Raw genomic sequence first — 17,571 nt, 5'->3', positions numbered from 1 at the left:
GCCCTCTTGTCGATCACCCCCCTCCCGTGCCCTGGGCCCTGCCTGCTCTGGCGGGTCGACCTCGACACCGCCCCGGCGCCGGTCGACGTGGCCTGTCTCTCCGAGGCGGAGTGGGAGCGCGCGCGCCGCTTCGTCTTCCGGCGCGACCGCGAGCGCTTCATCGCCGCCCACGCCGCGCTGCGCCGGATCCTCTCGATCCGGACCGGGAGCTCGGCGGCGCTGCTGGACTTCGACCTGGGCAGTTTCGGCAAGCCCTCGCTGGCCGGACACGCCGGCCTTCACTTCAACTTGAGCCACAGCCAGTCGGAGGCCCTGATCGCCGTCAACGAAGCTTCCGAGGTGGGCGTCGACATCGAGGTCCTGCGACCGATGTCCGACGCGCAGGAACTGGCGGCGACCTGCTTCACGCCGAACGAGATCCGCACCCTGCAAGGCTTGCCGGCCGATGCGCGCGAGCGCGCCTTCCTCGTCGGCTGGACCCGCAAGGAAGCATGCCTCAAGGCGCTCGGGCTCGGACTGTCGGTGAACCTGCAGGCACTGGAGGTGGGTCTGGAAAGCGTCGAAAGCGAGATAAAGTATGCCGATGCCGGGTGCACTCGCAGGCTGATCGTGCGGCCCATTCCGCTGGGCAGCGACGCGGTGGGTGCGCTCGCGATCGACACCACGCGCCTGCACCTGCCTCCTCTTGCGTCGACGAAATCGATGGCCGTCGAAACCATTCAATGACTCCGTTCTACTTTGGTCCGCCGGACCGCCAGCTGTTCGCCATCTACCACGCGCCGGAGCGGGAGACCGAAGGCCGCGCGGCGCTGCTGATGTGCTGCCCCTTCGGCCATGAGGCGATTCGCGCCCACCGCCTGTACCGTGTGCTCGCCGACCGGATCGCCCGGCTTGGCATCGCCGTCCTGCGCTTCGACTTCTTCGGCAACGGCGAGTCCGGCGGCGACGACGCCCAGGGCGAGATGACGGGCTGGCAGCGCGACCTCCTGAGCGCGCACGAGGAACTCATGCGCCGTTCGGGCTCGCGGACGCTGACCTGGCTCGCGGCCCGCCTCGGCGCCACGCTGGCGCTACAGAGCGCGCCGCGCGCGCAAGGTCTCGAGCGGCTGATCCTGTGGGACCCGATCCTCGACGGCCCGGCCTACGTGGAAGAGCTCCATGCCGCCCAGCTCGCGATGCTCGAAGTGGGCTACTACGCCAAGAATCCGTCCTGGTACAAGCGCCGCGAGCCTGGGGTGGGACCGGCGATCACCGAGGCCCTGGGTCATCGGATCAGCGGCGAGCTGGCCGCCCAGTGGGCCGCCCTGCGATCGGATTCGCTGACCCTCGGTGCCGATGTCGCCGCCACGGTCTTCGCCCAGCCGCGGGACGAGCGCGCACGCGACTGGTGCTTGCGCGAGAACGCGCACGGCCGGCCGGTCGCATACGAAGCGCTCGAACATCCGGTCGTCTGGACAACCGATCCGATTCCCAATCAGGCCATCGTTCCGGTGGACGTCACCCGGCGCTTCCTTGCGATCATCCGATGACCAGTCATCAAGAAGAACCCCTCCTTTTCGGTCCCCAAGGGAAGCTCCTGGGCGTCATGACCCGACCCGCCGAACGAGGCGATATCGCGTGCCTGATGTTCAATTTCGGCGTCACGCATCGCGTCGGTCCGCGCCGCATCCAGGTCAAGCTCGCGCGCCGCCTGGCGCAGCACGGCGTCGCGTCGCTGCGCTTCGACCTTTCGGGCCTCGGCGACAGCCAGACTCCGGAAACGGCGCAGAGCTTCGAGGAACAGGCGCTCGGCGACCTGCGCCAGGCCATGAACCAGATCGAAAGCCGCCTCGGCATTCGCCGGGTCATCGTGGTCGGGCTGTGCTCCGGTGCGGTGCACGGCTTCCAGGCGGCGCTGGCCGACCCGAGGGTCGTGGGGCTGCTCGCCTTCGATGGCTACTCATTCACGAGCCGCGGTGCCAAGCTGGAGCGCCGGGTGCGGCGCTTCCTGAGGTTCCCGGTGGCCCAGACGCGCCACTGGATCGCTCGCCTGCTCGGGACCGACCGTCCGCCGGACGGCGACCTGCTGCGCACCGGCGTGCGTGCAAAGATCCTGACCGCGGACGACTTCAGGCGTGACACGGAAGCGCTGGTCGCCCGCGGGGTGGCGGTGTACCTGGTCTATTCCGCGACGCTTCAGAGTCGCGACCGGAACAAGGACCAGCTGCAAGCGCTGCGCGGCTGCGCCGTCCTGGACCAGGTGCGCTACGAGTTCATGGCCCACCTGGACCACTCCTTCACCGAGATCGCGGGCCAGGAGTTCTTCCTCGACGCGGTCTGCCACTGGGTGGCGGGCATCCAGGCGCAGCATGCCGGCCTGGCCTCCGCCGCGCCGGCCGCGGAGCCGGCCAAAAGGACCGTGGAGCACCTGGCGGCCACCTCCGCGACCGCCTGCTGAGCCCCGGCGCCCCGCGCCACTTCGCTCGCGGCCCCTCAGGCGTGTGCCGCGCCCGCAGCGGGCGCCGCGCCTTCCGCAGGCAGTTCCTGCAGCGGTCCGCTGCCGCTGTAGCGATCGAGCGCGAGGTAGATCGCCGGCGTGATGTAGAGCGTGATCACCTGCGAGAAGATCAGGCCGCCGACCACCGCCACGCCGAGCGGCTGGCGCAGTTCGGCGCCGGCGCCGAGGCCCAGCGCGAGCGGCAGCGCGCCCATCATCGCGGCCAGCGTGGTCATCAGGATCGGCCGGAAGCGCAATCGGCAGGCCTCGCGGATGGCGTCCTCGGGCTTCATGCCCTCGCTGCGCTGAGCGGCCAGCGCGAAGTCGATCATCATGATCGCGTTCTTCTTCACGATGCCGATCAGCAGCAGGATGCCGATCGTCGCGATCAGGGTCAGGTCGAAGCCGAACAGCTTGAGGGACAGCAGCGCGCCCACCGCCGCCGAGGGCAGCCCGGCGAGGATGGTCAGCGGATGGATGTAGCTCTCGTAGAGCACCCCGAGCAGCACATAGATCACCAGCACGGCCAGCACCAGCAGCACGGCCTGGCTCGACTGCGAGCTCTGGAACACGGCCGCGTCGCCGCCGTAGCTGGTGATGATCGATTCGGGCATCTTCAGGTCGGCCTTGAACTGGTCGATCTTCGCGGTGGCATTGCCCAGCGGCACGTCGGGCGCCAGGTTGAACGACACCGTGACCGCCTGCAGCTGGCCCTGGTGGTTGACCGCGGTCGGCCCGACGGTGCGCTTGACGGTCGAGAAGGCCGACAGCGGCACCAGCTGACCGGCCTTGTTGCGCACCGACAGCCGGGACATGTCCTCCTCGAACCGGCGGTCGTCGTCGGCCGCCGACAGGATCACCTGGTAGGTGTTGCTGGCGCCGTAGATGCTGCCGATCTGGCGGTCGCCATAGGCGTTGTAGAGCGCCGTGCGCAGGTCGCCGACCGCGACGCCGAGCACCCCGGCCTTGTCGCGGTCGATGTCGAGCGTGGCCTGCAGGCCGCGGTTCTGCGAGTCGCTCGTGACGTCGCGGAAGACCGGGTCGGCGCGCATCTTCTCCATCAGCCGGTCGGCCCAGACGCCCATCGTGCCGGCGTTGACGCTCTGCAGCGTGTACTGGAAGCGCGCCTTGCTCTGGCGTCCGCCCAGGCGCAGGTTCTGCACCGGCTGCATGTAGACCGCGATGCCCGGGATCTCGCGGAAGCGCTTGCGCAGCGACTCCAGCACCTGCGGCATCGGCGGGCGCTGGTTGCGCGGCTTCAGGACCGCGAACAGGCGGCCCGAGTTCTGGGTCGCGGTCGGCCCGCCGACGCCGATGAAGGAGTTGACGTAGTCCACGCTCGGATCCTCCTGCAGCGCCGCGGCCACGCGGTCCTGCAGCGCCTTCATGGCCGGGAAGGAGATGTCCTCGGCGGCCTCGGTCGTGATCTGGATCTGGCCGATGTCCTCCTCGGGGAAGAAGCCCTTCGGAATGCTGATGAACATCCAGGCCGTGAGCGCGAAGGTCGAGGCCGCGACGACCAACATCAGCCGGCGGTGGCGCAGCGTCCAGTCGAGCGTGCGCATGTAGCTGCCGTGCACCCAGCGATAGCCGCGCTCGAAGGCCCGCCCGATCGCCGTGCCCGGCTCGGGATGCCCTGCTTCGTGATCGTGCGCGCCGCTGTGCGGCGTGTGCTTGAGCAGCCGGCTCGCGAGCATCGGCACCAGCGTCAGCGAGACCACCGCCGAGACCATCACCGCGAGCCCGACCACCACTGCGAATTCATGGAACAGCAGGCCGATCACGCCCGGCATGAAGAAGATCGGGATGAACACCGCCACCAGCGAGATCGAGATCGAGATGATCGTGAAGCCGACCTCGCGCGCGCCGCGCAGCGCCGCAGCGAACGGCTCCATGCCCTTCTCGACGTAGCGCATGATGTTCTCGAGCACCACGATGGCGTCGTCCACCACCAGCCCCACGGCCAGCGTGATGCCCAGCAGCGAGACGTTGTCCAGGCTGTAGCCGAAGGCATAGAGCAGCGCCACCGCGCCGATCAGCGAAATCGGGATCGTCAGCGCCGGGATCAGCGTCGCCACCAGCCGGTGCAGGAACAGGAAGATCACCAGCACCACCAGCAAGATCGTGCCCAGCAGCGTCAGCTGCACGTCGTGCACGGCTTCGCGGATCGACAGCGAGCGGTCGTTGACCATGTTGATCTCGACCGACTGCGGCAGCTCTTCCTTGAAGCGCGGCATCAGCGCGCGCACCGCATCGACCACCTGCACCGTGTTGGCGTTCGGCTGGCGCTGCACCGCCAGCGAGATCGAGCTCTGGCCGTTGAAGCTGCTCGCGGTCTTGACCGACTCGAAGCTGTCCTCGATGGTCGCCACCTCGTCGAGGCGGACCGGCGCGCCGTTGCGCTGGCCGACGATCAGCTTGGCGAAGTCGGCGGCCTTGAGCATCTGCTCATTGGCCTGGATCGTGAGCGTCTGGCGCGGGCCGTCGAGCACGCCGACCGGCGTGTTGGCGTTGGCGAGCCGCACCGCATTGGCAAGCTCGTCGAGCGTGATGTTGCGCGCGTTGAGCAGGTCGGCATCGGCCTTGATGCGGACCGCGAAGCGCTTCTGCCCGTAGACCGCCACCTGCGCCACGCCATCGATGGTCGACAGCGTCGGCGAGATCAGGTTCTCGGCATAGTCGTTGAGCTCGGCCGGCGTCATCGAGTTCGACACCATCGCGATGAACAGCACTGGCGCATCGGCCGGGTTGACCTTGCGATAGGAAGGCAGCTGGGTCAGTTCGGCCGGCAGTTGCCGCTGGGCCCGCAGCAGCGCGGCCTGGACGTCGACCGCTGCGGCGTCGATGTCGCGCGAGCTGACGAATTCGAGCGTGACCGAGGTCACGCCCTGGGTGTTGACCGAGCTGATCGTCTGCAGCCCCGGGATGGTCGAGAACTGCTTCTCGAGCGGCAGCGCGACCGACGAGGCCATGGTCTCGGGACTGGCGCCCGGCAGCTGCGCCGAGACGTTGATGATCGGCGTGTTGTAGCTCGGCAGCGCCGCGACCGGGATCTGGAAATAGGCAAAGATGCCGACCACCACCACCGCGGCGGAGAGCAGCACCGTCATCGCGGGACGACGGATGCACAGCTCGGAGATGTTCATGTGCGCTCCCGGTCCGCGACGACACTGGCGCTGGACGGCGCGACCGAGGCCGCACTGCCTGGCGAAGGCCCGGGCGCCGCGTTGCCGGGCTGCTGTTTCTGCTGCTGGGCCGGCGGCGCGTCGACCCGCACCTTGCCGCCGGGCCGCACGTTCTGCTTGCCCTCGATCACCACCTGCTCGCCCGGCTCGACGCCGCGCACCACGACCTGGGTGCCGAAGTTGTGGATCGTCTCGACCTTGCGCCGCGCGGCCTTGCGCTCGGCGTCGACGACATAGACCGAGCTGCCGTCGGCCAGCATCATGAGCGCCGAGGCCGGCAGCACGGTCGCGTTCTCGATCGTGCGCACCGTCACCCGGGTCTCGACGAACTGGCCGGGCCAGAGCGCCTGGTCGGCGTTGTCGAACACCGCCTTGGCGCGCACCGTGCCGATCAGCGGGTCGACCGTGTTGTCGACAAAGCTGAGCGTCCCCTTCAGCGGCGTCTTGCGCCCGGCCACCAGCGCCTCGACCGGCGTGTGCTCGCGCGCCGCCGTCAGCAGGTCCTGCAGCTTGCCTTCAGGCACCGGGAAGCTCACCGCGATCGGGTCGAGCTGGGTGATCGTCACCAGCGACAGGCTGGGCTGCACCAGCGTGCCCGGGTAGATGTTGACCGCGCCGATGCGCCCGGCGATCGGCGCGCGCAGCGTCGCGTAGCCCAGGGCCACCTGGGCCGACTGCACCGCCGCCCGGTCGGCCGCCACGGCGGCGCGTTGCGCCTCCAGCTGCGACAGCGTCGCGTCGGCGGCGCTCTTGGCGATGAAGTTCTGCGCCACCAGGTCCTGGCTGCGCTTGTACTGGCGCTCCAGGTCGGCCAGCATGGCCTCGTCGCGCTGCTGCTGCGCGCGCGCCTTGGCGAGGTTGGCCTGGTCGGGGCGGTCGTCGAGCGTGAACAGCAACTGGCCGGCCTTGACGAACTGCCCTTCCTTCACGTGCACCTCGCGCACCGTGTTCGTCACCTGCGGCTTCAGGTCGACGCTGTTGAGGGACACCACGCTGCCGTTGACCTGCACCGTGACCGGGACGTTCTGCCGCTGCGCGGCCGCCAGGGTGACCAGGGCCGGGGCGCCGGGGGCGGCCGCCTGGGTGGCCGCGGCGCTGCGCGTCTTGGCGCCCGACCACCACCAGGTGCCCGCCGCGGCGGCGACGACCAGCACACCCGACAGGGCGAGGACGAGATTCTTCTTCATGGGGTTCCAGGTGGGATCTGATGGATCATGGGCCGGCAGTTCGCACTTTTCCGACGGCGGCAACTATTGGAGCAGCGGCGCGCAGAAAGAGCCCGCATCCACCGTAAAGAAATGTAAAGCGCCCGGGCACAATGGCACGGTCGGTGGCTTCTTTTGCCGCGCCTGGCCGCTAGAATTCGCGCTCCACAGCCTCTGGATATACCCCATGAATCGCTGCAAATCGCCCCGCACTTCCTTCATTGTGATCGCACTGGCCGCCCTGCTGGTGGCGCCCGCCGGTGCGCTCTTCTGCGGCCACGCCGCGGCGCAGCTGGTCGAGCCTTCGGCGACCCAGAACGAGGCCGCGAACGGCGGACGCAATTTCCCCCCGGGCACCCTGCGCGGCCGCTTCATGGTCGTGAATGCACCCGAGATCCAGCTCGATGGCCAGCCCGAACGGCTGTCGCCCGGCGCCCGCATCCGCAGCGCCGAGCGCATGCTGGTGATGCCGGCCTCGATCACCGGCCAGAACCTGCTGGTGAACTACACCCGCGACGCCGCCGGCCTGGTGCGCGAGGTCTGGATCCTGTCGCCTGACGAGGCCCGGGCCAAGCGGGCCTCGGCCGAGAAGCCGCTGTTGAATTTCTGGCCCTTCGTGGCCGACAGCGGTCCGCGCGACGACGGCAAGACGCCGTTCGACCAGCTGCCCCGGTACGGCCAGTAAATAGCTCACCCCCAGGTTGGCTCACTTCGTGTAGCCGCCCACCCCCTCTCCGGGGGCGACACCAGCGGCCTGGCAGAGCCAGTTCCGCGGTGTCCCCCGAAAAAACAAGCGCATTGCTTAGTGACACCCGATCCCCACCGGGAGAGCCCCATGACCACCCCCAAAGTTTTCATCAAGACCTTCGGCTGCCAGATGAACGAGTACGACTCGGACAAGATGGCCGACGTGCTGCGCGCGGCCGAAGGCTACGAACCGACCACCAACGTGGACGAGGCCGACCTGATCCTCTTCAACACCTGCTCGGTGCGCGAGAAGGCGCAGGAGAAGGTCTTTTCCGACCTCGGCCGCGTCAAGCACCTGAAGGCCAAGGGCGTGAAGATCGGCGTCGGCGGCTGCGTCGCCAGCCAGGAGGGCGCGGCGATCATCGCGCGCGCGCCCTATGTCGACGTGGTCTTCGGGCCCCAGACCCTGCACCGGCTGCCCGAGATGCTGAGCCAGCGCGAGCGCGAAGGCCGTCCGCAGGTGGACATCAGCTTCCCCGAGATCGAGAAGTTCGACCACCTGCCGCCGGCGCGCGTCGAGGGCGTCACCGCCTTCGTCTCGATCATGGAAGGCTGCTCCAAGTACTGCAGCTACTGCGTGGTGCCCTACACCCGCGGCGAGGAGATCAACCGGCCGCTCGACGACGTGCTGGTCGAGGTCGCCGGGCTGGTCGAGCAGGGCGTGCGCGAGGTCACCCTGCTGGGGCAGAACGTCAATGCCTACCGCGGCCGGATGGGCGACACGGCGGAGATTGCCGACTTCGCCACCCTGATCGAGTACATCGCCGAGATCCCGGGCATCGAGCGCATCCGCTACACCACCAGCCACCCCAACGAGTTCACCGCGCGGCTGATCGAGGCCTACGCGCGCGTGCCGCAGCTCGTGAGCCACCTGCACCTGCCGGTGCAGCACGGCAGCGACCGCATCCTGATGGCGATGAAGCGCGGCTACACCGCGATGGAATACAAGAGCACGGTGCGCAAGCTGCGCGCGATCCGGCCCGATCTCGCGCTCAGCAGCGACTTCATCGTCGGCTTCCCGGGCGAGACCGACGAGGACTTCGGCAAGATGATGAAGCTGATCGATGACCTCGAATTCGACGCCAGCTTCAGCTTCATCTTCAGCCCGCGCCCCGGCACGCCGGCCGCGGCGCTGCACGACGACACGCCGCACGCGGTCAAGCTGGCGAGGCTGCAGCAGCTGCAGGCCGTGATCGACGGCAACGTCCGGCGCTTCGGCGAAAGCCGGGTCGGCAGCGTGCAGCGGGTGCTGGTCGAAGGCGCCTCGCGCAAGGACGCGCACGAACTCATGGGCCGCACCGAGTGCAACCGGGTGGTCAACTTCGAGGGCGACGCCCGGCTGGTCGGGCAGATGATCGATGTGCGCGTCACGCGCTCGCTGGCCTACACGCTGCGCGGCGAGGTCGTGACGGCCGAATCGGTCGCCTGATGGCGAAGCTGACTTCGACGCGCGGCTCGTTCCAGCAGTTGCTCCTGTTCGCGTTCCTGCTGATCACCGCGCTGCTGGTGGGCGTCGCTCTGCGCGCCGTGTTCCAGTACGACGTGCTGATGACCCAGAGCCGCGATGCCGCGGCGCGCGCGCTCACGCTGTCGGGCGCCGCCCAGTCGCTCGCCGAGCGCAGCGCCGCCATGGAGCGCGCCGGCCGCCAGTCGCTGGTGCTCAACGACGCCGTGCTGCGGCGCCGCTTCGACGACGCCGCGCGCGACGCCCGCCAGGTGCTGGGCCGGCTTGCCGCCAACGGCCTGGGCGCCGACGGGCCCGGACGGTGGCGCGAGCAGCTCGAGGTCATCCAGGGCCTCATGAGCGGCGCGCCCGAGACCTCGCTGGCGCGCGAGAGCTCGATGGCCACGCAGTTCCGCGAGCTCGACGCGCTCAACACCAACATCGCGCAACAGGCGCAGTTCCTGATCGAGACCCAGAACAACGAGCTGGCGCAGCGCATCGAGTCCGCGCGCAAGCGGCTGATGCGGCTGGTGATCGCCGCCAGCGCCCTGGCGGTGTCGCTGGCGCTGGCCTTCGGCGTCTGGCTGGCGCGGCCGTTCAAGCGGCTCGAGCGCGCGATCGTCGGACTCGGCGAGAACCGGCTCGACGTGCCGATCGACATCCACGGCCCGGCCGACGTGCGGCGGGTGTCGCAGCAGCTCGAGTGGCTGCGGCTGCGGCTGACCGAACTCGACGCCGACAAGGCACGGTTCCTGCGACACGTCTCGCATGAACTCAAGACCCCGCTGGCCGCCCTGCGCGAAGGCGTCTCGCTGCTGGAGGACGGCGTGACCGGCGCGCTCAATCCCGCCCAGCGCGAGGTGGCGCAGATCCTGCAGCAGAACACGGTGGCGCTGCAGGGCCAGATCGAAGCCCTGCTGCGCTTCAATGCGGCCGCCTTCGAGGCCCGCGAGCTGCGCCGCGAACGCACGCCGCTGCTGCCGCTGATCGAGGAGCAGATCGAGGCCCAGCGGCTGCAGTGGCAGGCCAACGGCCTCACGGTGCGCGCCGAGGGCGAGCCGATCTCGGTGGTGGTCGACCCGGTCAAGCTCGGCACCGCGCTGGCCAACCTGTTGTCGAACGCGATCCGCTTCTCGGCCCGCGGCGGCACCATCACGATCGCCGTGTCGAGCACCGCCGACACGGCGCAGATCGACATCGCCGACGCCGGCCCCGGCATTGCCGAGCACGACCGCGACCGGGTCTTCGAGCCTTTCTACCGCGGCGAGCGGCAGCCCCAGCATTCCGTCAAGGGCACCGGCATCGGCCTTTCGATCGTGCAGGAGTACATTGCAGCCCATGGCGGCCGCGTCACGCTGCTGCCGGAGGGGCCGGGTGCGCGATTCCGCATCGCGCTGCCGCGCTCCGCCTGACATCCTTCGCCCACGCGCCGTTTCCAAGTTCCATGCTTTCTCCGATCTTTCGCAGATCCGCCGCCGCCATGACCTTCGTCGTGCCGCTGCTGCTGGCCGGCTGCGCCGTTCCTCGCAAGCCGCCGGCCGAAGCGGTCGCGGTGGCCGTGGCCCCGCCGCCCGCGCCGCCGGCCATCACCCCGGTCGAGGCCGAGCCGCTGGCGCCCGCGACGCAGCCCGCGGGCCTGTTCACCCAATGGACCCAGGGCCCGGTGGGCGCGATGCTGGCCTATGCCGACAAGGTGCGCCCGCTCGGTGCGCCCGAGCTCGCGGCCGAACTCAACCGGCTCGGCGACCTGGTCGAGACGCCCGCGGTCCAGATGCAGATGGCGATCGTGCTGGCCCAGACCCGTGCCTCGGCCGACCTCGGGCGCGCCATCGGCCTGCTGCAGCGCGTGATCGCCAATCCCTCGGCCGACGCCCAGCCGCTGCAGCCGCTGGCCCGCACCCTGGCGGCGCGCTATGCCGAGCAGCGCAGGGTCGAGGACGACCGCGACAAGCAGGCGCAGCAACTGCGCGACAGCCAGCGGCGCATCGACCAGCTCAACGACCGGATCGAGGCGCTGCGGGCGATCGAACGCAGCTTCGCCCGCCCGGCGCCGGCCGCGGCCCCGGTGATGCCGAAAGCCGCACCATGAGCAACGCGCCGTCGTCTTCGCACCCGAAACCGCCGCCCGACACGCCAGCGCGCGGCGCCCGTCTGCTGGTGGTCGACGACGACGCCGACCTGCTGCGCCTGCTGTCGATGCGGCTCACCTCGGCCGGCTACCAGGTCACGGCCGTGACCTCGGCCGAATCGGCGCTGACACAGCTCGAGATCGAGCACCCGCAACTGGTGCTCAGCGACGTGCGGCTGCCGGGCCGCGACGGCCTGGCGCTGTTCGACGAGATCCGCAAGCGCCACCCGACGCTGCCGGTGATCCTGCTGACCGCGCACGGCACCATTCCCGACGCGGTGGAAGCCACGGCGCGCGGCGTCTTCACTTACCTCACCAAGCCCTACGACGCCCGCGAACTGCTCGAGAAGATCGGCCAGGCGCTGGCGCTCGGCGCTCCGGCGGCCACCCCCGGCAAGGGCGGCGACGAGAGCTGGCGCGCCGAGATCGTGAGCCGCAGCAACCGCATGGCCGAGCTGCTGGCCGAAGCCCGGATGGTCGCCAAGTCGGATGCCAGCGTGCTGCTGCGCGGCGACAGCGGCGCCGGCAAGGAGGTGCTGGCACGCGCCATCCACCGCGCCAGCGCGCGCGCCGACAAGCCCTTCGTCGCGGTCAATTGCGGCGCCATCCCCGAAGCCCTGCTGGAATCCGAGCTGTTCGGCCACATGAAGGGCGCCTTCACCGACGCGGTCGCCAACCACAAGGGCCTGTTCCAGCAGGCCGACGGCGGTACCCTGCTGCTCGACGAGATCGGGGACATGCCGCCGGCGCTGCAGGTCAAGCTGCTGCGGGTGTTGCAGGAACGGGCGGTGCGGCCGCTCGGCGGCAGCCAATCGATCGCGGTCGACGTCCGGATCATCTCGGCCACCCACCGCGACCTCGATGCCGCGATGGAGGCCGGACAGTTCCGCGAAGACCTCTACTACCGCCTCAATGTCGTGACACTGAGCCTGCCGCCGCTGTCGGCGCGGCGCGAGGACATTCCGTTGCTGGCCAACCACTTCCTGCAGCGGCTGTCGACCAAATACAACAAGCGCTTGTCGGGCTTCGCGCCCGAGGCCCTGAAGGCGCTGACCACCGCCTCCTGGCCCGGCAACGTGCGGCAGCTGTTCAACGTGGTCGAGCAGGTCTGCGCGCTGTCGAGTTCGCCGCTGATCCCGCTGGCGCTGGTGCAGCGCGCGCTGCGGGTGCCGAGCGTCGAGGTGCAGACCTACGCAGAGGCCAAGCAGCGCTTCGAGCGCGACTACCTGGTCGGCCTGCTCAAGCTGACCGACGGCAATGTCGCCGACGCGGCCCGCCTCGCGGACCGCAACCGGACCGAGTTCTATCGCCTGCTGCAGAAGCACGAACTCACGCCGGGACACTTCAAGGCCGATGCCGCGTCGCCGGGCAGCGAAAACGGTCGCTGACCAGCGACACGCCAAGTTGTTGATTTCATTGGGTTTTGTCAGTCAGGCTTGCTGGCTGTCGGGCCCAGGCGACAAATTCAGGGGGTTGAGGGCGGTTGCCGCCACTCATCCCCCCTGAAAAACCGAAAAATCAGTCCAAGCGATTGATTTCAAAGGGTTTTTCAGAGCTGGCACAGGGTTTGCCCCTGTAGAGGCATGACAGCACTCACCAGCCCCACTTTCGCACTGCGTCCGCAGCGCGACGGCCTGCGTCAAAAGCAGTTTTCCCTCTCGCGGCCCCGTGCCGCGGGTCATACGCTGGCAGCCCTGGCGGGCGCCGGCAGCATCGCGCCCGAGAGCGTGTTCAAGCGCTTTCCGGCAATCGGCGACACCCCCTCCAACGACCGGCAACGGGGCTGAAGCGCGTGAAGCCCCATCTGTACGTCCAGCCGAAGCTGCTGGCGGAAGCTGATCTTTCGCACCGCAGCCCGCTGCGCGAGGAACGCCACCCCAACTCGGTGACGGCCCCCCCGATCAACCGCGGCTCGATGACGCCGCGTCCCTGGCGCGGCTTCTGGAACAGCATCGGCACTGCGCTGCTGGTCAAGCTCGGCGCCGGCAAGGCCGTGGCCCCCCAGGCCGCGACCGGCATCCAGCAGCCCTGGCAGCGCGCGGCCGCCCAGCGACGCTTCGCCTTCATGGCGCTGACGCTGCTGAGCACGGTGATCGCCGCCACGCTGTTCGCCCGCGTCCAGCCCGACTACGACAACCTGTGGCTCGAATACAGCCAGATCGCGCTCTACGCCGTCCTTTCGGGCTGGGTCGTGACCGGTTTCGTGACCGCGCTGATGGGCTTCTACGTCTCGGTGCGCGGCGACAGGCACGCGCTGTCGGCCAAGCAGGTGGTCGACCACCCGATGAACCCCGAAGCACGCACGGCGATCATCATGCCGATCTGCAACGAGGACGTGTCGACCGTGTTCGCCGGCCTGCGCGCGACCTGCGAATCGGTGGCCGCCACCGGCCACGCGCAGCAGTTCGACGTGTTCGTGCTGTCCGACAGCTACACGCCCGAGATCGCCGCCGCCGAGCGCGCCGCCTGGGAAGACCTGCGCGCCGCGCTGGCCCTCAGCCACGCGAACAACCCGAACCAGCCCCAGGTCGAGGTCTACTACCGCCTGCGCACCCGCCGCACGCACCGCAAGGCCGGCAACGTGGCCGACTTCTGCCGCCGCTGGGGCAAGGACTACCGCTACATGGTGGTGCTCGACGCCGACAGCGTCATGAGCGGCGACTGCCTGACCTCGATGGTCAAGCTGATGGAAGCCAACCCCACCGCCGGCATCATCCAGACCGCGACGCAGGCCATCGGCCACGTCACGCTGCACGCCCGCGCCCAGCAGTTCGCCTCGCGCATGACGGGCCGCCTGTTCACGCTCGGCATGCAGTTCTGGCAGCTCGGCGAATCGCACTACTGGGGCCACAACGCGATCATCCGCGTCCAGCCCTTCATGGACCACTGCGCGCTGGCGCCGATCAAGGGCACCGGCGGCATGTCGGGCGGCATCATGTCGCACGACTTCGTCGAAGCCGCGCTGATGCGCCGCGCCGGCTACCACGTCTGGCTGGTGGCCGACCTGGTCGGCAGCTACGAGCAACAGCCGCCGGACCTGCTGTCCGAGCTCCAGCGCGATCGCCGCTGGTGCCAGGGCAACCTGCAGAACGCCCGCCTGATGGCCGAGCCCGGCCTGCATCCGGTGCACCGTGCGATGTTCGTCACCGGCACCATGGCCTACGCCTCGGCGCCGCTGTGGCTGGCCTTCCTGACCCTGGGCACCGCCCTGTGGCTCAGCGGCTCGAGCGTGGTCGAGCACTGGCTCGCGATGCCGATGGAGCTGGCCGGCCTCTGGCTGTGGACCCTGTGCCTTCTGTTCCTGCCGCGCGTGCTGGGCATCGTGGCGGTCGTGCTGCGCGGCGAGCAACGCCAGTTCGGCGGCATCGGCGGCCTGCTCAAGAGCGCCCTGCTCGAAAGCGCGCTGGCCATCGTGCAGGCGCCGGTGCGGATGCTCGCGCACTCGCTGTTCGTCGTCGTCGCCCTGACCGGCCTCAAGCTCGACTGGAAGTCGCCCCCGCGCGAAGCCGCCGCCGTGCCGTGGCGTATCGCACTGCAGCAGCTGGCGCCGATGACCCTGGTGATCGCCGCGCTGGCGGTCGGCATCGCGCTGATCGATGCCAGCGCCCTGACCTGGCTGATGCCGGTGGGCCTGCCGCTGCTGCTGGCGATCCCGCTGACGGTACTGACCAGCCAGATCGCGCTCGGCAACGCGCTGCGCGACCGCGGCTTCCTGCTGATCCCCGAGGAATCGCGCTCGCCGGCCGTGCTGCGCAGGGCCTGGATGCACGCGCTGCGCCTGGCCCGGCCGACCGCGGCCTGAGCCGGTCGGTCGACGCCCACGAAAAAGCCCCGCATCGCGGGGCTTTTTCATTGGAGAGCAGCCTTCAGAAGCGCGGCATCCCGCCGCCGCCGCCCATCGGCGGCATCCCCTTCATGCCGCCCATGCGCTTCATCATCTTCATGAGGCCGCCGCCCTTCATCTTCTTCATCATCCCCTGCATCTGCTCGAACTCGTTGAGCAGCCGGTTCACTTCCTGGACCTGGACGCCGGCGCCGGCCGCGATGCGGCGCTTGCGCGTGGCCTTGAGCAGCTCGGGCTTGCGGCGCTCCAGCGGCGTCATGCTGTTGATGATCCCCTCCTTGCGCCGGATGTCGCGCTCGGCCCGGGTCATGTCGGCCTCGGTCGCCTTGGCCGCCATCTGGGCCGGCAGCTTGTCGAGGATGCTCGACAGCCCGCCCATCTGCTTCATCTGCTGCAGCTGGCCGAGAAAGTCGTTGAGGTCGAAGCCGGCACCGCTCTTGACCTTGGCCGCCAGCTTCTGCGCCGCGGCGACGTCGACGCCGGCCGTGACCTGCTCGACCAGCGCGACGATGTCGCCCATGCCCAGGATGCGGCCGGCATGGCGCTCGGCGTCGAACACCTCGAGCCCGTCGATCTTCTCGCTGACACCGGCAAACTTGATCGGCACGCCGGTGACCTGGCGCACCGACAGGGCCGCACCGCCGCGCGAGTCGCCGTCGGTCTTGGTCAGGATGATGCCGGTCAGCGGCAGCGCTTCCTTGAAGGCCTTCGCGGTATTGATCGCATCCTGGCCCTGCATCGCGTCGACCACGAACAACGTCTCGACCGGATCGAGCGCCGCGTGCAACTGCTGAATCTCCTGCATCAGCACCTCGTCGATCGCCAAGCGGCCCGCGGTGTCGACCAGCAGCACGTCGAAGAAGTGGCGCTTGGCGTGGTCGAGCGCGGCGCGCGCGATGTCGAGCGGCTTCTGGTCCGGCGTGCTCGGGAACCACTCGGCGCCGGCCTGCTTCGTCACGGTCTTGAGCTGCTCGATGGCGGCCGGCCGGTAGACGTCGCCCGACACCGTCAGCACCTTCTTCTTGCGCTTCTCGATCAGGTGCTTGGCCAGCTTGGCGGTGGTGGTGGTCTTGCCGGCGCCCTGCAGGCCGGCCATCAGGATCACGGCCGGCGGCTGGGCCGCCAGGTTGATGTCGGCCACGCCCTCGCCCATGGTGGCGGCCAGCTCGCGGTTGACGATGCCGACCAGGGCCTGGCCCGGCTTCAGCGAGCCCAGCACTTCCTGGCCGAGCGCCTTTTCCTTCACGCGGGCGACGAAATCGCGCACGACGGGCAAGGCGACGTCGGCCTCGAGCAGGGCCATGCGCACCTCGCGCAGCATGTCCTGGACATTGCTTTCGGTGATGCGGGCCTGGCCGCTGACCTGTTTGACGAGGCGGGTGAATTTTTCGGTGAGGGCGCTGGCCATGGATGCTTCCCGCTGGACGGGACCGGTATGAAGACGGGAGCAGCGGGCTTCCGCGGAAGGCGAGAAGCTAAACTCCAGCCGATGATTTTAGCGATCCCCTCCCCGCTCGGCGTGGCACTGGGCATCGCCACCGCCGCCGCCTATGGCGTCACCGCCGCCGCCGCCTCCCGGCTCAGCCGTTCCTCGACCCAGTGGATGCTGGCGCTGGCCTGGCTGCTGCACGCCTTGACGCTGGGCGCCGGGCTGGTCGGCGGTACCCCGCGCTTCGGCTTTGCGCCGGCGATCTCGGTCACGGCCTGGCTGGTGCTGACGGTCTACGCCATCGAAAGCAGCCTCTATCCGCAGCTCAAGGTGCGGCGCGCGCTCGCGGCGCTGGGCGCGGCCGCGGTGCTGCTGGCGGTGCTGTTCCCCGGCACGCCGCTGCATGTCTCGGCCTCGCCATGGCTGCCGCTGCACCTCGCGCTCGGGATCGCTTCATACGGCCTGTTCGGCGCCGCGGTGGTCCATGCCTGGCTCATGACGCGGGCCGAGAAGCAGATCCGGCTCGCCGCCGAGCCCCAGGGCGGCGTGCCGCTGCTGACGATGGAACGCCTCACCTTCCGTTTCGTGACCGCGGGCTTCGTCCTGCTGTCGGCCACGCTGCTGGCCGGGCTTCTGTTCAGCGAGACGCTGTACGGCGGCACGGTGCGCGGCTGGAAATGGGACCACAAGACCGTGTTCTCGGTGCTGGCCTGGCTCACCTTCGCGATCCTCCTGACCGGCCGCGCGCGCTTCGGCTGGCGCGGCCGCACCGCACGGCGCGTGCTCTATGCGGGCTCGGCGCTTCTGCTGCTGGCCTACGTCGGCTCCCGCTTCGTGCTCGAAGTCGTGCTGACGCGCGCAAACCCATGAAATACCTGCTCGTCTTCGCGGTGGTCCTCATCGCGATCTGGCTCTGGCGCAAGAACCGGCGCGAGGAAATGCAATCGCGCCCGCCGCCGCGCAAGCCCCCGGCCGTCGGCGCGCCGCAGGCCATGGTGCGCTGCGCGCACTGCGGCCTCCACCTGCCCGCCGCCGATGCGGTCACCGGCCCCGATGGCGCCGTGTACTGCAGCCCGGCGCATCGCCAAGCCGGCGGAAAATGACCCCCCGCCC

At 69.5% G+C, this 17,571-nt stretch carries 15 protein-coding genes; 12 read left to right on the top strand and 3 right to left on the bottom strand.

Annotation, left to right across the window (positions count from 1 at the left end):
- Positions 1 to 6 precede the first annotated feature (6 nt).
- Genes AB4Z46_RS18610 through AB4Z46_RS18600 form a run of 3 tightly spaced genes read left to right on the top strand, consistent with a single transcriptional unit; the run spans position 7 to position 2,437 of the window.
- Positions 7 to 726 (top strand): 4'-phosphopantetheinyl transferase family protein, encoded by a 720-nt coding sequence (locus AB4Z46_RS18610; RefSeq protein ID WP_442285009.1) that lies wholly within the window; start codon positions 7 to 9, stop codon positions 724 to 726.
- A complete protein-coding gene (locus AB4Z46_RS18605; protein ID WP_442285008.1) occupies positions 723 to 1,529 on the top strand; it encodes a serine aminopeptidase domain-containing protein in 807 nt (268 codons plus the stop codon). Before AB4Z46_RS18610 ends, AB4Z46_RS18605 begins: the two co-directional genes overlap by 4 nt.
- Positions 1,530 to 1,585: 56 nt before the next feature.
- Positions 1,586 to 2,437 carry an alpha/beta hydrolase family protein gene (locus AB4Z46_RS18600; protein ID WP_442285007.1) on the top strand — a complete coding sequence of 284 codons (852 nt, stop codon included), beginning with the start codon at positions 1,586 to 1,588 and terminating at the stop codon, positions 2,435 to 2,437.
- Between the two features lie 35 nt (positions 2,438 to 2,472).
- On the opposite strand, the gene AB4Z46_RS18595 is transcribed toward AB4Z46_RS18600, so the two are convergent.
- Positions 2,473 to 5,622 carry an efflux RND transporter permease subunit gene (locus tag AB4Z46_RS18595; protein WP_442285006.1) on the bottom strand — a complete coding sequence of 1,050 codons (3,150 nt, stop codon included), beginning with the start codon at positions 5,620 to 5,622 and terminating at the stop codon, positions 2,473 to 2,475.
- On the bottom strand, positions 5,619 to 6,848 hold the full coding sequence (locus AB4Z46_RS18590) for an efflux RND transporter periplasmic adaptor subunit (protein WP_442285005.1): 1,230 nt from the start codon (positions 6,846 to 6,848) through the stop codon (positions 5,619 to 5,621). Before AB4Z46_RS18590 ends, AB4Z46_RS18595 begins: the two co-directional genes overlap by 4 nt.
- Before the next feature lie 205 nt (positions 6,849 to 7,053).
- Here AB4Z46_RS18590 and AB4Z46_RS18585 point away from each other — a divergent pair, with 205 nt between their 5' ends.
- From AB4Z46_RS18585 to mdoH, 7 genes are all read left to right on the top strand, one after another.
- A complete protein-coding gene (locus tag AB4Z46_RS18585; RefSeq protein WP_442285004.1) occupies positions 7,054 to 7,551 on the top strand; it encodes a hypothetical protein in 498 nt (165 codons plus the stop codon).
- Positions 7,552 to 7,701: 150 nt separating this feature from the next.
- Positions 7,702 to 9,042, top strand: a complete 1,341-nt coding sequence (gene miaB / locus AB4Z46_RS18580; RefSeq protein ID WP_442285003.1) for a tRNA (N6-isopentenyl adenosine(37)-C2)-methylthiotransferase MiaB — start codon at positions 7,702 to 7,704, stop codon at positions 9,040 to 9,042.
- The gene (locus AB4Z46_RS18575; RefSeq protein ID WP_442285002.1) at positions 9,042 to 10,469 is read left to right on the top strand and encodes a sensor histidine kinase; all 1,428 of its coding nucleotides are present in this window, start codon (positions 9,042 to 9,044) and stop codon (positions 10,467 to 10,469) included. Before miaB ends, AB4Z46_RS18575 begins: the two co-directional genes overlap by 1 nt.
- Before the next feature lie 68 nt (positions 10,470 to 10,537).
- Positions 10,538 to 11,146 (top strand): hypothetical protein, encoded by a 609-nt coding sequence (locus tag AB4Z46_RS18570; protein WP_442285001.1) that lies wholly within the window; start codon positions 10,538 to 10,540, stop codon positions 11,144 to 11,146.
- Positions 11,143 to 12,573, top strand: coding sequence for a sigma 54-interacting transcriptional regulator (locus AB4Z46_RS18565; RefSeq protein WP_442285000.1), 1,431 nt, complete (start codon positions 11,143 to 11,145; stop codon positions 12,571 to 12,573). Before AB4Z46_RS18570 ends, AB4Z46_RS18565 begins: the two co-directional genes overlap by 4 nt.
- 195 nt (positions 12,574 to 12,768) lie before the next feature.
- Entirely contained in the window at positions 12,769 to 12,972 is a 204-nt protein-coding gene (locus AB4Z46_RS18560; RefSeq protein ID WP_442284999.1) for a hypothetical protein, read from the top strand.
- Positions 12,973 to 12,977: 5 nt separating this feature from the next.
- Positions 12,978 to 14,987: a glucans biosynthesis glucosyltransferase MdoH gene (gene mdoH / locus AB4Z46_RS18555; RefSeq protein ID WP_442284998.1), complete on the top strand. Its 2,010-nt coding sequence runs from the start codon at positions 12,978 to 12,980 to the stop codon at positions 14,985 to 14,987.
- 64 nt (positions 14,988 to 15,051) lie between these two features.
- Here the strand turns inward: mdoH and ffh are convergent, their stop codons facing one another.
- Complete coding sequence (gene ffh, locus AB4Z46_RS18550; protein WP_442284997.1) at positions 15,052 to 16,437, bottom strand: signal recognition particle protein; 1,386 nt, start codon at positions 16,435 to 16,437, stop codon at positions 15,052 to 15,054.
- An 81-nt stretch (positions 16,438 to 16,518) separates the two neighbouring features.
- On the opposite strand from ffh, the gene AB4Z46_RS18545 reads away from it, so the two are divergent.
- Together AB4Z46_RS18545 and AB4Z46_RS18540 are read left to right on the top strand one after the other, a co-directional pair.
- A complete protein-coding gene (locus AB4Z46_RS18545; protein ID WP_442284996.1) occupies positions 16,519 to 17,328 on the top strand; it encodes a cytochrome C assembly family protein in 810 nt (269 codons plus the stop codon).
- Positions 17,325 to 17,561, top strand: coding sequence for a PP0621 family protein (locus tag AB4Z46_RS18540; protein WP_442284995.1), 237 nt, complete (start codon positions 17,325 to 17,327; stop codon positions 17,559 to 17,561). The genes AB4Z46_RS18545 and AB4Z46_RS18540 overlap by 4 nt, the downstream gene beginning before the upstream one ends.
- The last annotated feature ends 10 nt before the right edge of the window (positions 17,562 to 17,571 follow it).

It is taken from the genome of Variovorax sp. M-6 (genome assembly GCF_052114385.1).
Lineage (GTDB): Bacteria > Pseudomonadota > Gammaproteobacteria > Burkholderiales > Burkholderiaceae_C > Variovorax.
This window is presented reverse-complemented; position numbering and strand designations above follow the sequence as displayed.